General features: G+C 59.9%; 20 protein-coding genes. 11 read left to right on the forward strand and 9 right to left on the reverse strand.

The features are described from left to right. Positions 1–43: 43 nt before the first annotated feature. The 3 genes from K0H47_RS23455 to gcvH all read left to right on the forward strand — a co-directional run bounded on the left by K0H47_RS23455 (position 44) and on the right by gcvH (position 3,333). A complete protein-coding gene (locus K0H47_RS23455; protein WP_063026389.1) occupies positions 44–1,660 on the forward strand; it encodes an iron ABC transporter permease in 1,617 nt (538 codons plus the stop codon). A 155-nt stretch (positions 1,661–1,815) separates the two neighbouring features. Next, the gene (gene gcvT / locus K0H47_RS23460; RefSeq protein ID WP_063026391.1) at positions 1,816–2,898 is read left to right on the forward strand and encodes a glycine cleavage system aminomethyltransferase GcvT; all 1,083 of its coding nucleotides are present in this window, start codon (positions 1,816–1,818) and stop codon (positions 2,896–2,898) included. Positions 2,899–2,949: 51 nt separating this feature from the next. Continuing rightward, positions 2,950–3,333 (forward strand): glycine cleavage system protein GcvH, encoded by a 384-nt coding sequence (gene gcvH / locus K0H47_RS23465; protein WP_218263061.1) that lies wholly within the window; start codon positions 2,950–2,952, stop codon positions 3,331–3,333. Positions 3,334–3,372: 39 nt separating this feature from the next. Here gcvH and K0H47_RS23470 read toward each other — a convergent pair whose 3' ends face one another. From K0H47_RS23470 to K0H47_RS23500, 7 genes are all read right to left on the reverse strand, one after another. Further along, positions 3,373–4,515, reverse strand: a complete 1,143-nt coding sequence (locus K0H47_RS23470; protein ID WP_063026393.1) for a DegT/DnrJ/EryC1/StrS aminotransferase family protein — start codon at positions 4,513–4,515, stop codon at positions 3,373–3,375. A 159-nt stretch (positions 4,516–4,674) separates the two neighbouring features. After that, positions 4,675–5,346, reverse strand: a complete 672-nt coding sequence (locus K0H47_RS23475) for an outer membrane protein (RefSeq protein WP_219273730.1) — start codon at positions 5,344–5,346, stop codon at positions 4,675–4,677. A 160-nt stretch (positions 5,347–5,506) separates the two neighbouring features. After that, positions 5,507–5,824, reverse strand: a complete 318-nt coding sequence (locus K0H47_RS23480; RefSeq protein WP_010167882.1) for a DUF2388 domain-containing protein — start codon at positions 5,822–5,824, stop codon at positions 5,507–5,509. Positions 5,825–5,893: 69 nt separating this feature from the next. Beyond that, positions 5,894–6,340 (reverse strand): NfeD family protein, encoded by a 447-nt coding sequence (locus K0H47_RS23485; protein ID WP_017476600.1) that lies wholly within the window; start codon positions 6,338–6,340, stop codon positions 5,894–5,896. 10 nt (positions 6,341–6,350) lie between these two features. After that, positions 6,351–7,271 carry an SPFH domain-containing protein gene (locus tag K0H47_RS23490; RefSeq protein WP_003213925.1) on the reverse strand — a complete coding sequence of 307 codons (921 nt, stop codon included), beginning with the start codon at positions 7,269–7,271 and terminating at the stop codon, positions 6,351–6,353. A 59-nt stretch (positions 7,272–7,330) separates the two neighbouring features. Then, positions 7,331–9,034, reverse strand: coding sequence for a GspE/PulE family protein (locus tag K0H47_RS23495; RefSeq protein ID WP_093203897.1), 1,704 nt, complete (start codon positions 9,032–9,034; stop codon positions 7,331–7,333). An 84-nt stretch (positions 9,035–9,118) separates the two neighbouring features. After that, entirely contained in the window at positions 9,119–9,457 is a 339-nt protein-coding gene (locus K0H47_RS23500; protein WP_093203901.1) for a hypothetical protein, read from the reverse strand. Between the two features lie 127 nt (positions 9,458–9,584). Here K0H47_RS23500 and K0H47_RS23505 point away from each other — a divergent pair, with 127 nt between their 5' ends. Further along, positions 9,585–10,055: an Lrp/AsnC family transcriptional regulator gene (locus K0H47_RS23505; protein ID WP_063026401.1), complete on the forward strand. Its 471-nt coding sequence runs from the start codon at positions 9,585–9,587 to the stop codon at positions 10,053–10,055. 57 nt (positions 10,056–10,112) lie between these two features. On the opposite strand, the gene K0H47_RS23510 is transcribed toward K0H47_RS23505, so the two are convergent. Continuing rightward, the gene (locus K0H47_RS23510) at positions 10,113–11,480 is read right to left on the reverse strand and encodes an inorganic triphosphatase (RefSeq protein WP_218263057.1); all 1,368 of its coding nucleotides are present in this window, start codon (positions 11,478–11,480) and stop codon (positions 10,113–10,115) included. A gap of 158 nt (positions 11,481–11,638) precedes the next feature. On the opposite strand from K0H47_RS23510, the gene argE reads away from it, so the two are divergent. After that, positions 11,639–12,787 carry an acetylornithine deacetylase gene (argE, locus tag K0H47_RS23515; RefSeq protein WP_026077852.1) on the forward strand — a complete coding sequence of 383 codons (1,149 nt, stop codon included), beginning with the start codon at positions 11,639–11,641 and terminating at the stop codon, positions 12,785–12,787. A 136-nt stretch (positions 12,788–12,923) separates the two neighbouring features. Next, on the forward strand, positions 12,924–14,222 hold the full coding sequence (gene argA, locus K0H47_RS23520; protein WP_010167865.1) for an amino-acid N-acetyltransferase: 1,299 nt from the start codon (positions 12,924–12,926) through the stop codon (positions 14,220–14,222). A gap of 51 nt (positions 14,223–14,273) precedes the next feature. Here the strand turns inward: argA and K0H47_RS23525 are convergent, their stop codons facing one another. Then, positions 14,274–14,519 (reverse strand): hypothetical protein, encoded by a 246-nt coding sequence (locus tag K0H47_RS23525; protein WP_148666938.1) that lies wholly within the window; start codon positions 14,517–14,519, stop codon positions 14,274–14,276. Positions 14,520–14,861: 342 nt separating this feature from the next. Here K0H47_RS23525 and K0H47_RS23530 point away from each other — a divergent pair, with 342 nt between their 5' ends. The 5 genes from K0H47_RS23530 to ssuD all read left to right on the forward strand — a co-directional run bounded on the left by K0H47_RS23530 (position 14,862) and on the right by ssuD (position 20,276). After that, positions 14,862–16,205: an OprD family porin gene (locus K0H47_RS23530; RefSeq protein ID WP_177025629.1), complete on the forward strand. Its 1,344-nt coding sequence runs from the start codon at positions 14,862–14,864 to the stop codon at positions 16,203–16,205. 273 nt (positions 16,206–16,478) lie between these two features. Continuing rightward, positions 16,479–17,117 (forward strand): peroxiredoxin, encoded by a 639-nt coding sequence (locus K0H47_RS23535; protein ID WP_003213910.1) that lies wholly within the window; start codon positions 16,479–16,481, stop codon positions 17,115–17,117. A 315-nt stretch (positions 17,118–17,432) separates the two neighbouring features. Further along, positions 17,433–18,026, forward strand: coding sequence for an NADPH-dependent FMN reductase (ssuE, locus tag K0H47_RS23540; RefSeq protein WP_017476595.1), 594 nt, complete (start codon positions 17,433–17,435; stop codon positions 18,024–18,026). Positions 18,027–18,133: 107 nt separating this feature from the next. Then, positions 18,134–19,102, forward strand: coding sequence for a sulfonate ABC transporter substrate-binding protein (locus K0H47_RS23545; RefSeq protein WP_219273731.1), 969 nt, complete (start codon positions 18,134–18,136; stop codon positions 19,100–19,102). Positions 19,103–19,127: 25 nt separating this feature from the next. After that, entirely contained in the window at positions 19,128–20,276 is a 1,149-nt protein-coding gene (gene ssuD / locus K0H47_RS23550) for an FMNH2-dependent alkanesulfonate monooxygenase (RefSeq protein ID WP_010167857.1), read from the forward strand. Positions 20,277–20,283: the final 7 nt, after the last annotated feature.

The raw sequence follows: 20,283 nt of genomic DNA on the forward strand, positions 1-20,283 counted from the left end.
GTTAGCGGTGGCTTCAAGCTATTCATTTTCTGAGAATTAACCTTTGGCCCATCCCGCCCAACGCCGCTGGTACCTGCCGGTCTTCACCGTCGCCGCCCTGGTGCTGTTGCCGCTGAGCGTGCTGTTGCTGTCGTGGCAGACCATCGACCATCAAATCTGGTCCCACCTGTGGGAAACCCAGATGCCACGCCTGCTGGGCAACACCTTGACCCTGGTGCTGGGCGTCGGTGTGGGCGTCACGCTGCTGGGCGTCAGCCTGGCCTGGCTGACCAGCCTCTGCGAATTCCCCGGCCGGCGTTGGCTGGACTGGGCGTTGATGCTGCCTTTCGCGATTCCCGCCTATGTGCTCGCCTTCGTCTTCGTTGGCTTGCTGGACTTCTCCGGTCCGGTGCAAACCCTGCTGCGTGACTGGTTCGGCATGGGGCTGCGCCTGCCTCGCGTACGGTCCACCAGCGGCGTGATCATCGTGCTGGTGCTGGTGTTCTACCCCTACGTTTACCTGCTGGCGCGCACCGCGTTTCTCGCCCAAGGCAAGGGCCTGATGGAGGCGGCGCGGGTATTGGGGCAGTCGCCGTGGCAAGCGTTCTGGCGTGTGGCCTTGCCCATGGCGCGCCCGGCCATCGGTGCGGGTGTGGCCCTGGCGTTGATGGAGACTTTGGCTGATTTTGGCGCCGTCTCGGTGTTCAACTTCGACACCTTTACCACCGCCATCTACAAGACCTGGTATGGCTTTTTCAGCCTCTCCAGTGCGGCGCAACTGGCCAGCCTGTTGCTCCTGGTGGTGATGCTGGTGCTGTACGGCGAGCGCCGTGCCCGAGGCGCCAGCCGACCGAGCAATGAGCGGCCTCGCGGCAAGGCGCTGTACCACCTGCGAGGGTTCAAGGCCGCGGCGGCCAGCGGTTGGTGCGGATTGGTGTTTGCCTGCGCGTTTGTGATTCCGATGCTGCAACTGGTGGCCTGGTTCTGGCAGCGTGGCCGCTTCGATCTGGACGAGCGCTACGCCGGCTTGATCGTCCATACCCTCTATCTGGGTGGCATGGCGGCCCTGATCACCGTCAGCGTGGCCCTGGTGCTGGCGTTCGCCCATCGTTTGGCGCCCACCCGGGCCATCCGCTCCGGCATCAGCCTGGCCAACGTGGGTTACGCGCTGCCGGGCTCGGTGCTGGCGGTGTCGATCATGTTGGCGTTCAGCTACCTGGATCGGGAATTGGTGATCCCGGTATCAGGCTGGCTGGGGGGGGCCGGCAAACCGCTGTTACTGGGCAGTTTGTCGGCCTTACTGCTGGCGTATCTGGTGCGCTTCATTGCGGTGGCCTACGGGCCGCTGGAAAACAGCCTGGCGCGAATCCGACCGTCCTTGCCGGAAGCCGCCCGCAGCCTGGGCGTCAGCGGGCCGCGACTGTTTTGCAAAGTGTATCTGCCGCTTTTGCTGCCGGGCACCCTGAGCGCGGCGCTGCTGGTGTTTGTCGATGTGCTCAAGGAAATGCCGGCGACCCTGCTGATGCGCCCGTTCGGCTGGGACACGCTGGCGGTGCGGATTTTCGAGATGACCAGCGAAGGGGAGTGGGCGCGGGCTTCGCTGCCTGCCTTGACGCTGGTGTTGGTGGGCCTGTTACCGGTCATCGGGTTGATCCGACGTTCGGCGAGACGAATCGGTTAGGTGCCAGTCCTACGGCTTGAGGCTACAATGCGCGGCATTCGGTGCGGTCGATCTTTCAGATCGGGTTGCTGAACGCGGCTACAGGCCTTGTATTTCAAGGCGTGCGGCCCGAAGGCGACCGTCCGCACCTTCGCCACGCCCGGAAGGAGAAACCCATGGGACAGCGCACGCCTCTGTATGACCTGCATCTCGCCCTTGGCGCGAAAATGGTCGATTTTGGCGGTTGGGATATGCCGTTGCACTACGGCTCGCAGGTTGAAGAGCACCATCAGGTGCGACGCGACTGCGGGGTGTTTGATGTATCCCATATGACCGTGATCGATATCACAGGCCCCCAGGCCAAGGAATGGCTCCAGCATTTGCTGGCCAATGATGTTGACCGATTGCACGGCTGCGGCCGTGCGTTGTACAGCGCCATGCTCAACGAGCAGGGCGGCGTGGTGGACGACATGATCGTGTACCGCACCGAGAGCGGTTACCGGCTGGTGGTCAACGCCGCCACCCGTGACCAGGACATGGCCTGGATGCAGGCTCGGCTCGGCAGCTTTCAGGCCCAGATCCACGAGCGGCCAGAATTGGCCATGCTCGCTATTCAGGGCCCCCATGCCCGGCAGAAGATCGCCGAGCTGGTCACCCAATCACGCGCCACCTTGATTCACCAGCTCAAGCCCTTTGAAGGCCTGGCCGACGGCGATTGGTTTATTGCGCGCACCGGTTACACCGGCGAAGACGGCCTGGAAATTGTCCTGCCGGCCAACCAGGCCCCGGCGTTTTTCAACGATCTGGTGGGCGCAGGTATTTCACCCATCGGCCTCGGCGCCCGCGACACGCTGCGCCTTGAGGCCGGCATGAACCTCTACGGTCAGGATATTCATCAGGACGTTTCGCCCCTGGCAGCCAACATGGCCTGGAGCATCGCCTGGGAACCGGCCGAGCGCAATTTCATCGGCCGCGCCGCCCTGGAGGCCGAAAAGGCTGCCGGTGTGAAGTCCAAGCTGGTCGGCCTGGTACTGGAGGAGCGTGGGGTTTTACGTGCTCATCAGGTGGTTCGCATCGCCAATGTTGGCGAAGGAGAGATCACCAGTGGTAGTTTCTCTCCTACGCTAAGCAAATCCATTGCCCTGGCGCGTGTGCCGTCGGCGACTGCTGACCGGGCCGAGGTGGAAATCCGCGGCAAGTGGTACCCGGTTCGGGTGGTCAAACCGACCTTCGTGCGTCATGGCAAAACATTGATTTAACGTTTCCGGCGGGCCAATGGCCGCTGACATTTTTTCTTGAGGACACAGACTATGAGCGATATCCCTGCCGACCTGCGTTTTGCCGAAAGTCACGAATGGGCCCGTCTGGAAGCTGACGGCACCGTGACCGTCGGGATCTCGGACCATGCCCAGGAAGCATTGGGGGATGTGGTGTTTGTCGAGTTGACTGAAGTCGGCAACGTCTTTGAAGCGACTCAGCAGGCGGGTGTGGTTGAGTCGGTAAAGGCCGCTTCGGATATCTACTCGCCAATTGCTGGCGAAGTGATCGCGGTGAACGACGCCTTGAGCGGCGAGCCAGAGCTGTTGAACTCCGACCCTTACGGCGCCTGGATCTTCAAGCTCAAGCCAAGCAACCCGGCTGAGCTGGACACGCTGCTGGACGCTGCCGGTTACAAGGCAGCCATCGGCGAGTGATCCCGCTGCGGGAGCCGGCAACCGGCTCCCGCAAAGGTTTTATCCGCGCTTCAATACCGCTTTGACCGCCGCCACAGAACGCTCTACATCTGCCTTCGTCATCGCCGTGAACATCGGCAACGACACAATCAAACGACCCACTTTTTCCGCTACCGGGAACATGCCTTCCTTGAATCCCTGCGCCTTGTACAAGCTCAGCAGGTGGATCGGCGGGTAGTGATAGCCAATGCCGACGCCATGGGCCTGCATCTGCTCCATGAACGTGGCACGTGCCGGCAAACCGTCCTGGCGTTCCGGCAGTACCAGTTGGAACAGGTGCCAGTTGCTGTTTTCGAAGTCTGCTGGCGGCAATTGCGCACCGTACTGCTCTTCGAAATCACTGCCGAAACATTCGAAATAGTGCCGCGCCAGTTCCTGGCGATGAGCGGTGATCTTCTCGATATGGGCAAATTGGCCCAAGCCGATGGCCGCTGCGATGTCGGTCATGTTGAACTTGCCACCGAGTACATCCACGTCCAGGCCGTCGAAGCCGGTACGGGTAACGCCTTGCAGGCGATATTTTTCCGCCAGGCGCGCTTCTTCAGCGTTGTTCAATACCAGGCAGCCGCCTTCGGATGACGTGATGTTCTTGTTCGCCTGGAAGCTGAACGACACGAAATCGCCGGTAGCACCAATGCGCTGACCATCCCAGCTGGAACCCAGGGCCTGGGCCGCATCTTCAACGATGCGCAGGTTGTACTTGTTGGCCAGCGCGTAGAGCAAAGGCATGTCCAGCGGCAGACCGGCCAGGTATACCGGGATGATTGCCTTGGTGCGCGGCGTGATCGCGGCTTCCACCTGGGCCAAGTCGATATTGCGGGTCACCGGGTCGATATCGGCGAACACCGGCGTGGCGCCGACTTCCAGAATCACGTTGGCTGTGGCTACCCACGAAATCGGGGTGGTGATGACTTCGTCCCCAGGGCCGATACCGGCGATGCGCAAGGCGATCTCCATGGTGCAGGTGCCGGAGTTGAAGGTGCGTACCGGGCGGCCGCCAAAGTATTCCGACAGCTGCGCTTCGAACGCCTGCACTTTGGGCCCGCTGGTGATCCAGCCGGAGCGCAGTACGTCGCCCACCGCCGAGATGGTGGCTTCATCAATGGTGGGCTTGGAGAACGGCAGAAAGGGCAGTTGGCTCATGACGTTGAAGGCATCCGTTTCAGAAGGCGATGAGAAAAAAGCATATCAATGCCGGGCATGGTTGCACGGCTCGACTGAATATAGCCTGTCATCTGTGAATGAATCGTCCCCCCCTTAAACAAAAATGCCGCCTTGGGAGCGGCATTTTCAGCATCGGTGTCAGAAGGCGACGCGTGCCTCAAGAAACACATTCTGTTCCTTGAGCTTGCCTTTGAGCTGTTCGTCCAGGGCATTTATCCGGTTGGCGAAGGTGTTGTAGCCGGTTTCGATCCGGCCCATGTCCACGTAACGCCAGCCGGTGCCCAGGGTCAGGGTTTCGCTGACCTTGGCATCCAGCCCCAGGCCCACGCTGTAGGCGAAGTTGTGTTGGCGATGGCTGGCGAAGCGACGGGTTTCGTTGGTCTGATAACCCTTGGCGTCAATTTGGGCCAGGCCCACCCCCGCCATACCGTAGAACGACAGCCATTCATTGATCGGGATATTTTTATAACCGTTTAGCATCAAGCGCTGGCTGTCGGTCTGCAGGCTGTTGACGTTGGCATTGAACGGTGCCCAATGGGATTTGGAGTTCGAGTGGCTGGGCGTGGTGTATTCACCTTCAAGGCGCCAGCCATCAGCCAAGGCATAACCGACGGCAAATGAACCGGTGAATGTCTTGCTGCTGTCAGGCGCCTCTACCCGGTGGGTTACCCGCGGGCTGGTCAACAGGGAACTTGAGAGATTCTGACGGGCGCTGTTGAGCTTTGCCGACCCGTACCAGCCTTCTGCCTGGGCATACGGGGCGGCAATGGCGGCGAGTATCAGGGCGTAAGAGAGTTTTTGCATGGTCATCGATTCACTCGGTCTAAAGGGAATCGATAGCTTGTTGCCGGGCGCGCAGGCAGCTCGACAGGACTTTTCCTGTTCGAATGTTGAATCGCCAATGTCGGGTGTAGGAAGTCTGGGCAAAAAAAAGCCGCTCTCGAAGAGCGGCATTTTTTACGCGACGGTATTACTCGGAGGCAATGGCGTTTTTCGCCAGGATCGCGTTGGCCAGGTCCATGTCCGTGGCCTTGAGGCCAGGGTTATCGGCGCGGACCTTCTGCATCGCAGCTTCCAGGTAAGGGCCACGGATGCTGCCGTCGCTGGCAACGAAGCTACCGGCGTCGTCTTGAGCGGCGACTACCATTTTGTGGTCCTTGAAGGTCAGGTACGTCGAGCCGGTCGTGGCACCCGATGAGATGACATTACGCCAGAAGCTGTCGGCCATGGCTGAACCGACAGGAAGGGAAAGCACAGCGAGGGTTGCGACAGCATATTTTAGACGCATGATGGGTGACTCCGACTGGGTTATCTGAACAGTTTGATTGTAGATAGCCCAGCCGAGTTCCATGGATGACTAAACAGTTTCAACCTGCAAAATCACGCCTTCCTGACCAATGACACGTACGTGTGCCCCAACTGGCGCGTCAGGCCCGGAAGCCATCCACACGCCGTCGCCAACCTTGATCTTGCCCCGGCCCTCGATAATGGCCTGATGCACCACAAAGGTGCGGCCGATCAGCTCAGAACCGCGCATGTTCAGCCCCGGCTGGTCGCTGACCTTGGCGCTGCTGCGCTGGCGTCGCCACCAGTACACCGCCGTCAGGATCGACAACACCGCGAACAACAGCAGTTGCCATTCAAGGCCCAGGTTCGGGATCAGGAACTTGATCACGCCTACAGCTGCTGCAGCAATGCCCATCCACAGCAGATAACCACCGGCACCGAACACTTCAAGGATCAACAGCACCGTGCCCAGTGCCAGCCAGTCCCAAAACGACAGGTGCTGCAGGAATTCCCACATGGTGCGTGCCTCAGGCTTTCTTGTTGTCGAAGGTTGCCTTGACGATCTCGCCGATGCCCCCGACCGCACCAATCACCTGGCTGGCTTCCAGCGGCATCAGGATCACCTTGCTGTTGTTGGCCGATGCCAGCTTGCCCAGTGCGTCGATGTATTTCTGGGCGACAAAGTAGTTGATGGCTTGCACGTTACCGGTGGCGATCGCTTCGGATACCACTTGAGTGGCGCGGGCTTCAGCTTCAGCCTGACGTTCGCGGGCTTCGGATTCCAGGAAGGCGGCCTGACGACCACCTTCAGCTTCCAGGATCTGCGCCTGCTTCTTGCCTTCGGCGGTCAGGATTGCGGAGGCTCGCAGGCCTTCGGCTTCGAGGATCTGTGCACGCTTGATCCGCTCGGCCTTCATCTGGCCGGACATGGCAGCCATCAGGTCGGCAGGCGGGCTGATGTCCTTGATCTCGATCCGGGTGATCTTGATGCCCCACGGTGCGGTAGCTTCATCGACGGTGCGCAGCAGTTTTTCGTTGATGCCGTCACGCTGGCTGAGCATCGCATCCAGCTCCATGGAGCCGAGCACGGTACGGATGTTGGTTTGCAGCAGGTTGCGGATGGCGTGTTCGAGGTTGTTCACCTCGTAGGCGGCCTGGGCGGTATTGACCACCTGGAAGAAGCACACGGCGTCGATCTGCACCGTGGCGTTGTCGGCGGTGATGACTTCCTGGGGTGGAATATCCAGCACGCTTTCCATCACGTTGATTTTGCGACCGATGCGGTCCATGACCGGAATAATGATGTTGAGGCCCGGTTTGAGGGTGTTGGTGTAGCGGCCGAAGCGCTCGACCGTCCACTGGTAACCCTGGGGGACCACTTTGAAACCCATGAAGAGGATGGCGACGGCCAAGCCTACGAAAAGAAGCAGTACGGTTCCGATCTGCATAACGATTCCCTATCTGGTGTTGGCGGTAACGCGAGGTTTAACCGATTGTAACGGTGTTGTCAGGGATAAGGACGGTTTACCGGCCCATCAATCAAAGGATTTGTTTCTGAATCCCCAGGCGTCACTCGCAGTACTTCTTCCAGGGTCGTCAGCCCTGCCATTACCTTGCGCGTACCGGCAGACCGCAAGCTGCACATTCCTTGGTCAAGGGCCGCGTGACGCAGGACCTGAAGGTCAGTGCCCGGGGTGACCAGCGCCTTGAGGCGGTCGTTCATCAGCATGATCTCGTAGATCCCGGCTCGCCCTCGGTAACCACTTTCCCGACAGTCCCCGCAACCCACTGCCTGATAGACCTGCCCGCTGGGTCGCTTGCAGTGCGGGCATAACAGCCGCACCAGGCGCTGGGCCATCACCCCCAGCAACGTCGCATTGATCAGGTAATGGGGAATACCCAGTTCCTGCAGGCGGCTGATGGCGCCGGGTGCGTCGTTGGTGTGGAGTGTCGACAGCACCAGGTGCCCGGTCAGGGCGGCCTGGATCGCCATTTCTGCGGTCTCCAGGTCGCGAATCTCGCCGATCATGATGATGTCCGGATCCTGGCGCATCAGGGCGCGGATGCCGCTGGCGAAGGTCAGGTCGATGTTGTGCTGGACCTGCATCTGGTTGAAGGCCGGCTCGACCATCTCGATCGGGTCTTCGACGGTGCACAGGTTGACCTCGCGGGTGGCCAGTTGCTTGAGCGTGGTGTACAGGGTACTGGTCTTGCCCGAGCCCGTGGGGCCCGTGACCAGAATGATGCCGTTGGCCTGGCCGGTCATGGACTGCCAGCGTTGCAGGTCGTCGTCGGAGAGCCCCAGTTGCTGGAAGTCCTTGTGTAGCACCTGTGGGTCAAAAATGCGCATCACCAGTTTTTCACCGAAGGCTGTGGGCAAGGTCGAAAGACGCAGTTCCACTTCGCCGCCCGCCGGGCTTTTGGTCTTCACCCGGCCGTCCTGGGGTTTGCGTTTTTCCGCCACGTTCATCCGGCCGAGACTTTTCAGGCGGCTGACCACCGCCATCATGACCTGGGATGGGAACTGATAGACGTCGTGCAGCAGCCCATCAATACGGAAACGCACATGGCCCTGATCGCGTCCGGGTTCGATATGGATATCACTGGCCCGTTGGCCGAAGGCGTATTGCAGCAGCCAGTCGACGATGTTGACGATGTGCGCGTCGTTGGCGTCGGGTTCCTGGTCGCTGGCGCCGAGGTTGAGCAGTTGCTCGATGTTGGGAGCGCCGGATGTTTTTTGATCAACCGCACCGCTGACCGATTTTGCCAACCGGTAAAACTCCACGGTGCAGCGCTGGATATCCTGGGGGTTGGCCACCACTCGCCTGATGGAACGCTTCAACACTTGAGCCAGGCCCGCTTCCCAACTGCTCACGTAAGGCTGGGCACTGGCGACGGTAACGCTGTGGGCGTCGACCGCAACCGCCAGGATTTTGTGGCGCTGGGCAAAGGCGTAGGACATCAGCGGCACCACCGCCGCGACATCGATTTTCAACGGGTCGATACGCAGGTAAGGCTGCCCGCAGTGACGGGCCAGCCATTCGGTCAGGATTTCCAGCGGCGGCCCCGAGCCGGCAATGCATTCCAGGGGATGCAGCCCGCTGTTTGCCGGTACGGTCAGGTCGGCGGGCACCAGGCCCTGGTCGATCAAGGCAGGTAGCAGCTGGTGGATTTCCAGCCAGCGATCCTGGGTATTTGGCGCAACGGGCATGGTGACGTTCCTGGGCAACGATTAGGCGTAGTCCTCAGGCTAGTCACCCTTTGCGCGTCGGCCTCCAGGGTTTATTACAGGCTTTTACTGACTGGCCGCCTGCACCGCCAGAGACCGCACAGCATCAGCCGGGTGCAGTTCCAGCGAGCACACATTGATCAGGTTACGAAGTTTTTCGCCGATCACCTGGGCCCGGTGCCAGCTCAGGCCATCCATCACGATATCGATCGCCAGCAGGTCGTCTTCGCGCTGCACGTTCACCTGGCGAGGAACCAGGAACTGCAGGGCAAAATAGTTGAGCACCCGGCACAACACATCGGGTTCAGCCTCGGCGAGGATTTGATAGTGCGCCTGGCAGTGAGCGTTGCTAACGGCCCAGGCATCGACACGTGGGGCGGGGTTGGCGGATTCGACGACGTGCATGATGATTCTCCGGATTCGACTGGAGAAATTTTTACATTCGGTGCGGGAGATTTCTTATCTAAAAAAGCCCGTATTGGCTTATAAGGGAATCATCTGATTCCAGAAAGTACGATTAACGGGTATTTCTATGCACAGTGAGTTGGACCTGTACGACCGGCGCATCCTGGCGCTGTTGCAGGAGGACGCTTCGCTTTCCAGCGCGCAGATTGCCGAACAGGTCGGCCTGTCGCAATCGCCCTGCTGGCGCAGGATTCAGCGGCTGAAAGAGGAGGGCGTGATTCGCGGCCAGGTTACCTTGCTGGATCGTAAGAAAATCGGCCTCAACACGCAGATTTTCGCCGAGGTGAAACTCAACGCCCACGGCCGTTCCAACTTCACTGAGTTCACCGAGGCGATTCGCGGTTTTCCGGAAGTGTTGGAGTGCTATGTGCTGATGGGGGCGGTGGACTTTTTACTGCGGATCGTCACGTCGGACATTGAAGCGTATGAGCGGTTTTTCTTCGAAAAACTCTCGATGGTGCCGGGGATTCAGGAGGTCAACTCGATAGTGGCCTTGTCGGAGATCAAGTCCACCACGAGTTTGCCGGTGTTGCGCTGATAGTTGTCATGGCCTGATTTTAGTGGCAAGGGAGCAAGCTCCCTCGCCACAAGGGTTTTACAGGCGCAGCAGGGTCTTCCAGGCGCGATTCTGATACACCGCAATCGCCTGATGCATCCGCGCATCCAGCGACTCATCGGTAATCGGCTGATTGGCAAGGTGCGCCAGCTTGTTCAACTCGCCATACAGACGGTCCAGCTCGGCGATATCCAGCACCTGGCGTGCATGGTGCAGCCAGGCCAGGATGCGTTCGATACGCGGCAGTTGCTCGGCCAGGTCTTCCGGCTGTTGCTGGTAGCGCGGCAGTTGCAGGGCGACGGCGTCGTCGGCCAACAGGCGAGGTAGCCAGTTGGCGAGCTGTGCCGCGCCTTGGCGATTGCCACGCACGTTGCGATCCGCCGCCCAGGTACGAGCCAGCAGCCAGCGGGAAGTGGTCAGCGAGAACAGGCCCCAGCGCACGTCTTCCAGTTCTTCGGCGAACTGTTCCGGCGCGGCTTTGCGGATGTCTTCATCGTCGTCACCGGCCTGAACCAGCGGACGCCAGTCTTCCAGCAAGGCGTCCAGTGCGGCGCGCAGTTCGCTGGTGGATTGGCGTGGCGCGGCCTGGCCGAGACTGCCGAGCAGAGCACGCAGTTCGCCGAGGTTTTCCACCCAGTCCTGCAGCAGACGCCAGTGGCCATTGAAACGGTATTGCTCGGCCAGGCGCTGGCTGCTGCCCAACAGGTGCCACATCACGGCGGCAAACGCGTCGTCCAGCGGCATTTCGGCGTGCAGCACAGGTGCCGGCAAGCTCAAGGAATAGCTGTTGGCGTCAAACAGGCGATAGCCACGCTCGGCCTTGCTGATATCGCATGGCATCAGTGCCAGGGTGGAGGCCAGTTCTGCGGCCAACTCCAGCAGGGCGGCCGGATCGCCTTCGCGCAGTTCCAGTTCCAGCTCGCAGATTTCTTCTTTCTGCTTGCCGGCGACCACGTGGCCCAGGTCCAGGGCGGCTTCGATCACGACCTTGGCCTTGCCGCGGCCCCAGGCGATTTCGGCGCGTTCGCGAACGAAATCGGTGGTGAAGATGGGTTTGAGGGTCTTTTTGTCCAGCTCGGCCAGTTGCTCGGGCCAGCATTCGCCGTCGAGTTTCTTCACGTCGAGCTTGGCTTTGGCCAAGTCCCAGTTGTACTCATTGCGTTCCGACAAGCCGGCGACGCTCTGGCCACGGGTCTTGAGGGTCTGGATCACTTCGTCGCCGTCTTTGCGCAGGCGCAGGGCCACTTTGGCCTGGGCCAGGTCGCGTTCCGGGGTGTCGAAGTACTGGTTCATCAACTCACGGCGTTCCCAGCCACTTTTGTTGCGTTTTTTCAGTAACGGGTGCTCACGCAGCGCGGCGAGGGTTTCGCGGCTGACGCGGAGCTTGATTTCGGTTTCTTTCTGCATGGCCGGAAAATCCAGGATCGGGAGCGCAGCCGGGGAAAAGAGTGGCTGCCAAGGTCGTGCAGTGTACAGGACTGAGCCCGGCAACGCGCCGCAACGGTTTATTGTGTCACTCAGATAGCTCTATGATGGGCTTCGTCCGGGAAGTTGAGAGACAGCGCATGCCTTTACCGTCCATGAAAGAACAATTCGCCGCGCTGATTGCCGCGCCTTCGGTCAGTTGTACCCAGGCCTCTCTCGACCAATCCAACCGCCCGGTCATCGATTTGCTCGCCACCTGGCTGGGGGACCTGGGATTTGCCTGCGACATCCAGCAGGTCAGCCCCGGCAAATTCAACTTGCTGGCCAGTTTCGGCAGCGGCCCTGGCGGCCTGGTGTTGGCGGGACACAGTGACACCGTGCCCTACGACGGCGCGTTATGGCAGACCGATCCGCTCAAGCTGACGGAAGTCGACGGCCGCTGGGTAGGACTGGGCAGCTGTGACATGAAGGGCTTTTTCGCCCTGGTGATCGAAGCCGTCCAGCCGTTGCTCGACCAGCCTTTCAAGCAACCGCTGCTGATTCTTGCCACCTGCGATGAAGAAAGCTCCATGGCCGGCGCCCGGGCGCTGGCCGAGGCGGGCCGTCCTTTAGGCCGCGCGGCGGTGATCGGCGAGCCGACTGGCCTCAAACCGATCCGCCTGCACAAGGGCGTGATGATGGAGCGCATCGATATCCTCGGGCGCAGCGGCCATTCGTCCGATCCAAGCCTGGGCCACAGCGCCCTCGAAGCCATGCACGACGCCATTGGCGAACTGCGTGGCCTGCGCCTGGCCTGGCAGCGCGAATACCGCAATCCGCAATTCAGTGTGCCGCAGCCGACCATGAACTTCGGCTGCATCCACGGTGGCGACAACCCCAACCGCATCTGCGGCCAATGCTCCCTGGAATTCGACCTGCGGCCCTTGCCGGGCATGGATCCCCAGGTGCTGCGCGCCGCCATCCGGCAGAAGCTTGAACCCTTGGCCGAGCGTCATCAGGTGAAGATCGACTACGCGCCGCTGTTCCCCGAAGTGCCGCCGTTCGAGCAGGCCGAGGACGCGGAGTTGGTGCGGGTAGCTGAACGACTTACCGGTCATCGCGCCGAAGCAGTGGCGTTCGGCACCGAAGCGCCTTATCTTCAGCGCCTTGGTTGCGAGACCCTGGTGCTTGGCCCTGGCGATATCGCCTGCGCCCATCAGCCCGGCGAGTACCTTGAAATGTCACGCTTGACGCCTACAGTGCGTCTATTGCGGGAACTGATTCAGCATTACTGCCTTACATCTGCATAAATTAACCCCTGCCTATCCGTACATAGAAGGAGAGCGAGCGTGTCGCCAAGCCTGTTCCGACGATAACCAACAGCCCGCTGTGCGTTTCCACGATTCATCCTTTATTTGGCTGCTTTTTATTACAGGCCCAGGTTTTATGCCCGAATACGTCAATTGGCTTCGTCACGCTTCGCCTTACATCAATGCCCACCGGGATTGCACCTTTGTCGTCATGCTGCCGGGCGACGGTGTGGAGCACCCGAACTTCGGCAATATCGTCCACGACCTGGTGCTGCTCCACAGCCTGGGCGTGCGGCTGGTGCTGGTCCATGGGTCGCGCCCACAAATTGAAACCCGCCTCGCCGCCCGCGGCCTGACCCCGGCTTACCACGAAGGCTTGCGCATCACCGATGCCGCGACCCTGGAGTGCGTGATCGACGCGGTCGGGCATCTGCGCATTGCTATCGAAGCGCGCTTGTCCATGGACATGGCGTCCTCGCCGATGCAGGGCTCGCGCCTGCGGGTGGCCAGCGGCAACCTGGTGACGGCGCGCCCGATCGGTGTGCTTGAAGGTGTCGACTATCACCATACCGGCGAAGTGCGCCGGGTCGACCGCAAGGGCATCAACCGCCTGCTGGACGAGCGTTCCATCGTATTGCTGTCGCCGCTGGGTTATTCGCCTACCGGTGAAATCTTCAACCTCGCCTGCGAAGACGTCGCCACTCGCGCCGCCATTGACCTGGGCGCGGACAAATTGCTGCTGTTTGGCGCCGATCTTGGTTTGATCGATGAACATGGCCGGCTGGTGCGTGAACTGCGGCCGCAACAGGTGCCCGCGCACCTGCAACGCCTGGGCAGTAATTACCAGGCCGAGCTGCTGGACGCGGCGGCTGAAGCTTGCCGTGGCGGCGTGGGCCGCAGCCATATTGTCAGTTATGCCGAAGATGGTGCCTTGCTGACCGAACTGTTCACCCGGGACGGCGGCGGTACGCTGGTGGCCCAGGAGCAGTTCGAACTGGTGCGCGAAGCGGCGATTGAAGACGTCGGCGGTTTGCTGGACCTGATCAGCCCGCTGGAAGAACAGGGGATTCTGGTGCGTCGTTCCCGTGAGGTGCTGGAGCGGGAAATCGAGCAGTTCAGCGTGGTGGAGCGTGAGGGCATGATCATCGCCTGCGCGGCGCTGTATCAGATCGCCGACTCGGACGCAGGGGAGCTGGCGTGCCTGGCAGTGAACCCGGAGTACCGTCATGGCGGTCGCGGTGATGAACTGCTGGAACGCATCGAGACCCGTGCCCGGGCCCAGGGTTTGAAAACGTTGTTCGTGCTGACGACCCGCACCGCCCACTGGTTCCGCGAGCGTGGGTTTGTGCCGAGTACGGTGGATCGCCTGCCGTCGGCGCGGGCGTCGCTGTACAACTATCAGCGTAACTCGAAGATTTTCGAAAAGGCGTTGTAAGCGTGACTGGACGAGAGGGCAAACCTCTCGTCTGTCAGTTCTGCGTGTTTTTCAATCGCGACTATGCTGACCGGTCTTCCAGCCGGATTGTCGATTTGTCGATACGATCGACATTAAAGTGACATCATTTCTGCCGATACTCTGAAACATGCCGATACGGTAACCGTCATGATCGCCCGTTAGGGTGAGGTGGTTCGGTGAAATGACAAAAGAAAGTTTCATCGATACAAAAACTGTAACAAATTGACGAGACGATAGGCATTTGGCCATGATGGCGTCGCGTTTTTGATCGCGCATGACGTATGACCCGTCTGGGGAATACAAAACGATCTAAAAAAGCGTGGAGAAATACTCTTCAGGAATACCCCAATGGAGTTTTACCGCCTCTTCGGCTTGATAGCCCATGGACAGTCTTATTCCTGAATCGTATGAAAAAGGATGAAACAATTCTTTTTGGGTGTATGAAAAACTCATTACCCTGCAAGGACCAAATCAACTGCGGTTAGACGAAGGTAGTAGACACACAAGGTTACGATTGACTTGTCAGTCACTATCTGGCGCTAATCGCGCATCTGTGGATCGAGGGCGTCAGACCCGAGACCTAAGAAATACAAAAATTAGAAATGAGAGGAGCGGTACATGAAGAAGTCGACATTGGCGTTGGCTGTGACCCTGGGTGCAATCGCCCAGCAAGCAGGCGCCGCAGGTTTCATCGAAGACAGCAAGGCAACACTGGGTCTGCGTAACTTCTACATCAACACGGATAACCGTGATGGTGCTCCAACAGCCAGCAGCCGCAGCAAAAACGCCGAATGGGGCCAAGGCTTCGATCTGCGTTTCATCTCGGGTTTCACCCAAGGTACTGTTCAGTTCGGTGTTGACGCTATTGGCCTGTACGGCCTGCGTCTGGACTCCAGCCGCGCGAATCACGGTAACTACAGCGGCACCGCTTCGGGTGGCACTGTGTTCCCGAGCGACGGCAATAAGGCAGTCAATGATTTCGCCAGCCTGGGTGTGACCGGCAAGGTCAAAATCTCCCAGACCGTGGCAAAATTGGGCACCCTGCAGCCAAACAACCCGGTGATCAAGACCAACGACGGTCGCCTGTTGCCTCAGACCTTCCAAGGCGGCGAGATCGTTTCTAACGAAATCAAAGACTTGACTCTGACTGCTGGTCAAATCGAGTCCGCCAAGGGCCGTAACTCCAGCAACAACGAAAACCTGTCGATTGCTGGCGCGAACAAAAGCTCCAACTATGACACCGGCAAATTCAGCAACAAGTTCTACTACGCCGGTGCTGACTACAAGATCACCAAGGATCTGACCGCTTCGTACTACTTTGGCGAGCTGAAAGACTTCTACTCCCAGAACTTCCTGGGTCTGGTACACAACTGGGCAATCGGCCCGGGCGTGCTGAAAAGCGACCTGCGTTACTACCGCAGCCGCGATAACGGCGCGAATGCCAATACCGCTGGCTACTACACCTCGGGTTACTACACCGACGGTGCCCGCCCTGCGACCAGCGGCAAGGTTGACAACGATCTGTACAGCTACCTGGCGCTGTACTCGGTTAACGGCCACACCTTCGGTGGCGGTTACCAGTACACCAAGGGCGACAGTGACTTCCCTTGGCTGAACCAAGGTGACGGTTCGTCGAACAGCACCACCACCGACATGCAGATCCAGAAGTTTGCCCGTGCTGGCGAACGTACCTGGCAAGCTCGTTACGCGTATGACTTCGCCAAAGTCGGCCTGCCAGGCCTGACCGCTGGTGTTGTCTACCTCAAGGGCAGCAACATTCAAACTACCGCCGGTGACAAAACCGAGTGGGAGCGCGACTTGACTCTGGCTTACGTTGTTCCAGAAGGCCCGCTGAAAAACCTCGGCGTTGCGTGGAAAAACGCAATGTGGCGTACCGATGTTGCGACTCGCGACCAGGACGAAAACCGCCTGATCGTCAGCTACTCGATCCCGCTGTTGTAAGAGCGTAAAACCTTGCCCGGCGCAACGCCGGGCAGGGTGCTTTACTTTTCAAGTCGGGCTCAACCCCCGCAAGCCCGTCCTGAACCCCTCTTTGTACAGCGTCTCAAGGCCTTCTCGAACCTTGAAGCCGATGTTGATCCTCGCCTGTCGCCAAGTCCAATGAACAGATTTTTAATATTCCTTTATCGTCTAGATAAATCGATATTTATTCTTTTTAAATAATCCGCGACGCAGGCACAGTGGGCTCCATAAGCACTCATCAGGAGCCACACCATGAGCCTCAGACTGGGCGACATCGCCCCCGACTTTGAACAGGATTCCAGCGCCGGCAAGATTCGCTTCCACGAGTGGCTGGGCGATAGCTGGGGCGTGCTGTTTTCCCACCCGGCGGACTTCACCCCGGTGTGCACCACCGAGCTGGGTTTCACCGCCAAGCTCAAAGATGAATTCGCCAAGCGCGGCGTCAAGGCCATTGCCCTGTCGGTGGACCCGGTGGACTCCCACCACAAGTGGATCGAAGACATCAACGAAACCCAGAACACCATCGTCAACTTCCCGATCCTGGCCGACGCAGACCGCAAGGTCTCCGATCTGTACGACCTGATCCACCCGAATGCCAGTGACACCCTCACCGTGCGTTCGCTGTTCGTGATCGATCCGAACAAAAAGATTCGCCTGACCATCACCTACCCGGCCAGCACCGGGCGCAACTTCCACGAAATACTGCGGGTAATCGACTCGCTGCAACTGACCGATAACCACAAAGTCGCGACCCCGGCCAACTGGCAGGATGGTGATGAGGTGGTGATCGTGCCGTCGCTGAAGGACGAGGAAGAGATCAAGAAACGCTTTCCGAAGGGTTACCGGGCGGTGAAGCCGTACCTGCGACTCACCCCCCAACCGAATCGTTAAGGCTGATATCGCCATCGCGGGCAAGCCCGCTCCCACAGTTGACAGCATTCCCCTGTGGGAGCGGGCTTGCCCGCGATAGCGGCCTGACAGCAACAGAGAGTTCAAGTTGTAAACCGTCTCACAAAGCAGGGGTTTTAAGGCCGTTTCGACGGCCTTTTTTTATGCCTGGAATTGAGTCGACGACATATGCATTTAAAGAATAAACAAATGAAAAAATAAGATTTATAGATATATAAATTGGCTGATATGGTCTGTCCCATCTTGGCGCCATCGCCACATAGCGAACCGCCGACACTTTCCAAAGGAATTGCCTACATGCTGGTCGTAACACTTGGTGGTAGCCCCAGCCAACGTTCCCGGTCCGGGGTCTTGCTGGATCACACCCGCAACTGGTTGCAGCAACAAGGCGTGGAAGTGGTGAGTTATCAGATACGGGACTTCCCGGCCGAAGACTTGCTGCACGCGCGGTTCGACAGCCCGAAAATCATCGACCTGCTGCAGCAAGTGGCAAACGCCGACGGCCTGGTGATCGCCACGCCGGTGTACAAGGCTTCGTTTTCCGGCGCGTTGAAAACCATCCTCGACCTGCTGCCCGAACGCGCCCTGGCCCACAAAGTGGTATTGCCGATGGCCACCGGCGGCAGCATCGCCCACATGCTCGCGGTGGACTACGCCTTGAAGCCGGTGCTGTCGGCCCTGAAAGCCCAGGAATTGCTCCACGGGATTTTCGCCGAAGACAGCCAGATCGCGTACGGCGAAGGCAGTGCCCAGGCGCAACTGGTGCCGGTGCTGGAACAACGTTTGAGCGAGGCCCTGGAAACCTTCTACAGCGCCATGGCCCGCCGCCCGAAACCCCTTGATCCCAATGTGTTGAATGAACGTTTGTTGAGTGCTCGCTGGAGCATTTAAGCCTCACCCAGCTTTACCTGGATTCAACAAGTACTACTCACCTTACTCAGCCGCCAACGGCCAAGCAGGTGCAGCCAACCCCCTCATCGTATTTTGGAGAGAGCGCCATGCGCACTGTCATCTTGCGTCGTGGTCTGGTCGCACTGTTTGCTGCGGCTGTGTCCTTCGGCGCCATTGTTCAAGCCCAGGCCGCCGAGACCCTGCGGATCGGCTATCAGAAATACGGCACCCTGGTGCTGCTCAAGGCCAAGGGCTCGCTGGAAAAGCGCCTGGCCGAGCAGGGCGTGCAAGTGCAGTGGACGGAGTTTCCCGGCGGCCCGCAGCTGCTGGAAGGACTGAACGTCGGTTCCATCGACTTCGGCGTGACGGGTGAAACGCCACCGGTGTTCGCCCAGGCCGCCGGTGCCGATCTGGTCTACGTCGCCTACGAACCACCAGCGCCGACCAGCGAAGCGATCCTCGTAGCGAAAGACTCGCCGATCAAATCGGTGCAAGACCTCAAGGGCAAGAAAGTCGTCCTCAATAAAGGCTCCAACGTGCACTACCTGCTGGTACGTGCCCTGGAAGATGCCGGCCTGAAATACACCGACGTGCAGACCGTATTCCTGCCCCCCGCCGATGCCCGCGCCGCGTTCGAGCGTGGCAGCGTCGATGCCTGGGTGATCTGGGACCCGTACCAGGCGGCCGCCGAGAAACAACTGCAAGCCCGCACCCTGCGTGACGGCACCGGCATCGCCGACAACCATCAGTTCTACCTGGCCACCAAGCCCTACGCCGAAAAACACCCTGAAGTGATCAAGGCATTGGTGGAAGAAGTGCGCGCCGTGGGCGAATGGTCCAAGGCCAACCCGGAGCAAGTCACCGAACAAGTTGCACCGCTGCTGGGCCTGCCGGCCGACATCACCCTGACCTCGGTAAAACGCCAGGGCTACGGCGCGCTGTTCCTGACCCCGGAAGTGGTCGCCGCGCAGCAGAAAATTGCCGACAGCTTCTACCAACTCAAATTGATCCCCAAACCCTTGAACATCAAGGACGTGATCTGGACGCCACCCGCCGCCGTTGCCAAAGCGCCGTAATCCGACTTCTTCAGGAGACAACTCCATGAGCCTCAATATTTTCTGGTTCCTGCCTACCCACGGCGACGGCCATTACCTTGGCACCGCCGAAGGCGCTCGCGCCGTTGATCACGGTTACTTGCAGCAAGTGGCCCAGGCGGCCGACCGCCTTGGCTTCGGCGGGGTGCTGATCCCCACCGGCCGCTCCTGCGAAGACTCGTGGCTGGTGGCAGCGTCGCTGATCCCGGTGACCCAACGTTTGAAATTCCTTGTCGCGCTGCGCCCCGGGATCATTTCCCCGACGGTGGCGGCGCGTCAGGCCGCGACCCTGGATCGTCTGTCCGGCGGCCGGGCGTTGTTCAACCTGGTGACCGGTGGCGACCCGGATGAATTGGCCGGCGACGGCTTGTTCCTGAGCCATGAAGAGCGTTACCAGGCGTCGGTGGAATTCACCCGCATCTGGCGCCGCGTACTGGAAGGCGAAACCGTCGATTACGACGGCCAGCACATCAGCGTCAAAGGCGCCAAGTTGCTCTATCCGCCGATCCAGCAACCGCGTCCGCCGCTGTATTTCGGGGGCTCCTCCGAAGCGGCCCAGGACCTGGCAGCCGAACAGGTGGAAATGGTCCTGACCTGGGGCGAGCCGCCGGCTGCGGTGGCGGAAAAGATCGCCCAGGTTCGCGCCAAGGCCGCCAAGCTCGGGCGTACCGTGCGCTTCGGCATTCGCCTGCATGTGATCGTGCGTGAAACCAACGCCGAAGCCTGGCAGGCCGCCGACAAACTGATCTCCCACGTGGACGATGAAACCATTGCCCGCGCCCAGGCCTCGTTGTCACGCTTCGATTCCGTAGGCCAGCAACGCATGGCCGCCTTGCACGGCGGTAGTCGCGACAACCTGGAAGTCAGCCCCAACCTGTGGGCCGGTGTAGGCCTGGTACGTGGCGGAGCCGGCACTGCCTTGGTGGGCGACGGCCCGACCGTGGCTGCACGGGTGAAGGAATACGCTGACCTTGGCATCGACACCTTTATCTTCTCCGGTTATCCACACCTGGAAGAGTCGTATCGCGTGGCCGAGTTGCTGTTCCCGCATCTGGACATCGAGCGTCCCGAGCTGCCGAAAGGCGCCGGCTACGTCAGCCCGTTCGGCGAAATGGTCGCCAACGACATTCTTCCCAAAGCTGCGTCCCAGAGCTGAGGCGCCG

Source organism: Pseudomonas sp. Xaverov 83 (genome assembly GCF_019352905.1).
GTDB classification, from domain to species: Bacteria; Pseudomonadota; Gammaproteobacteria; order Pseudomonadales; family Pseudomonadaceae; genus Aquipseudomonas; species Aquipseudomonas yamanorum.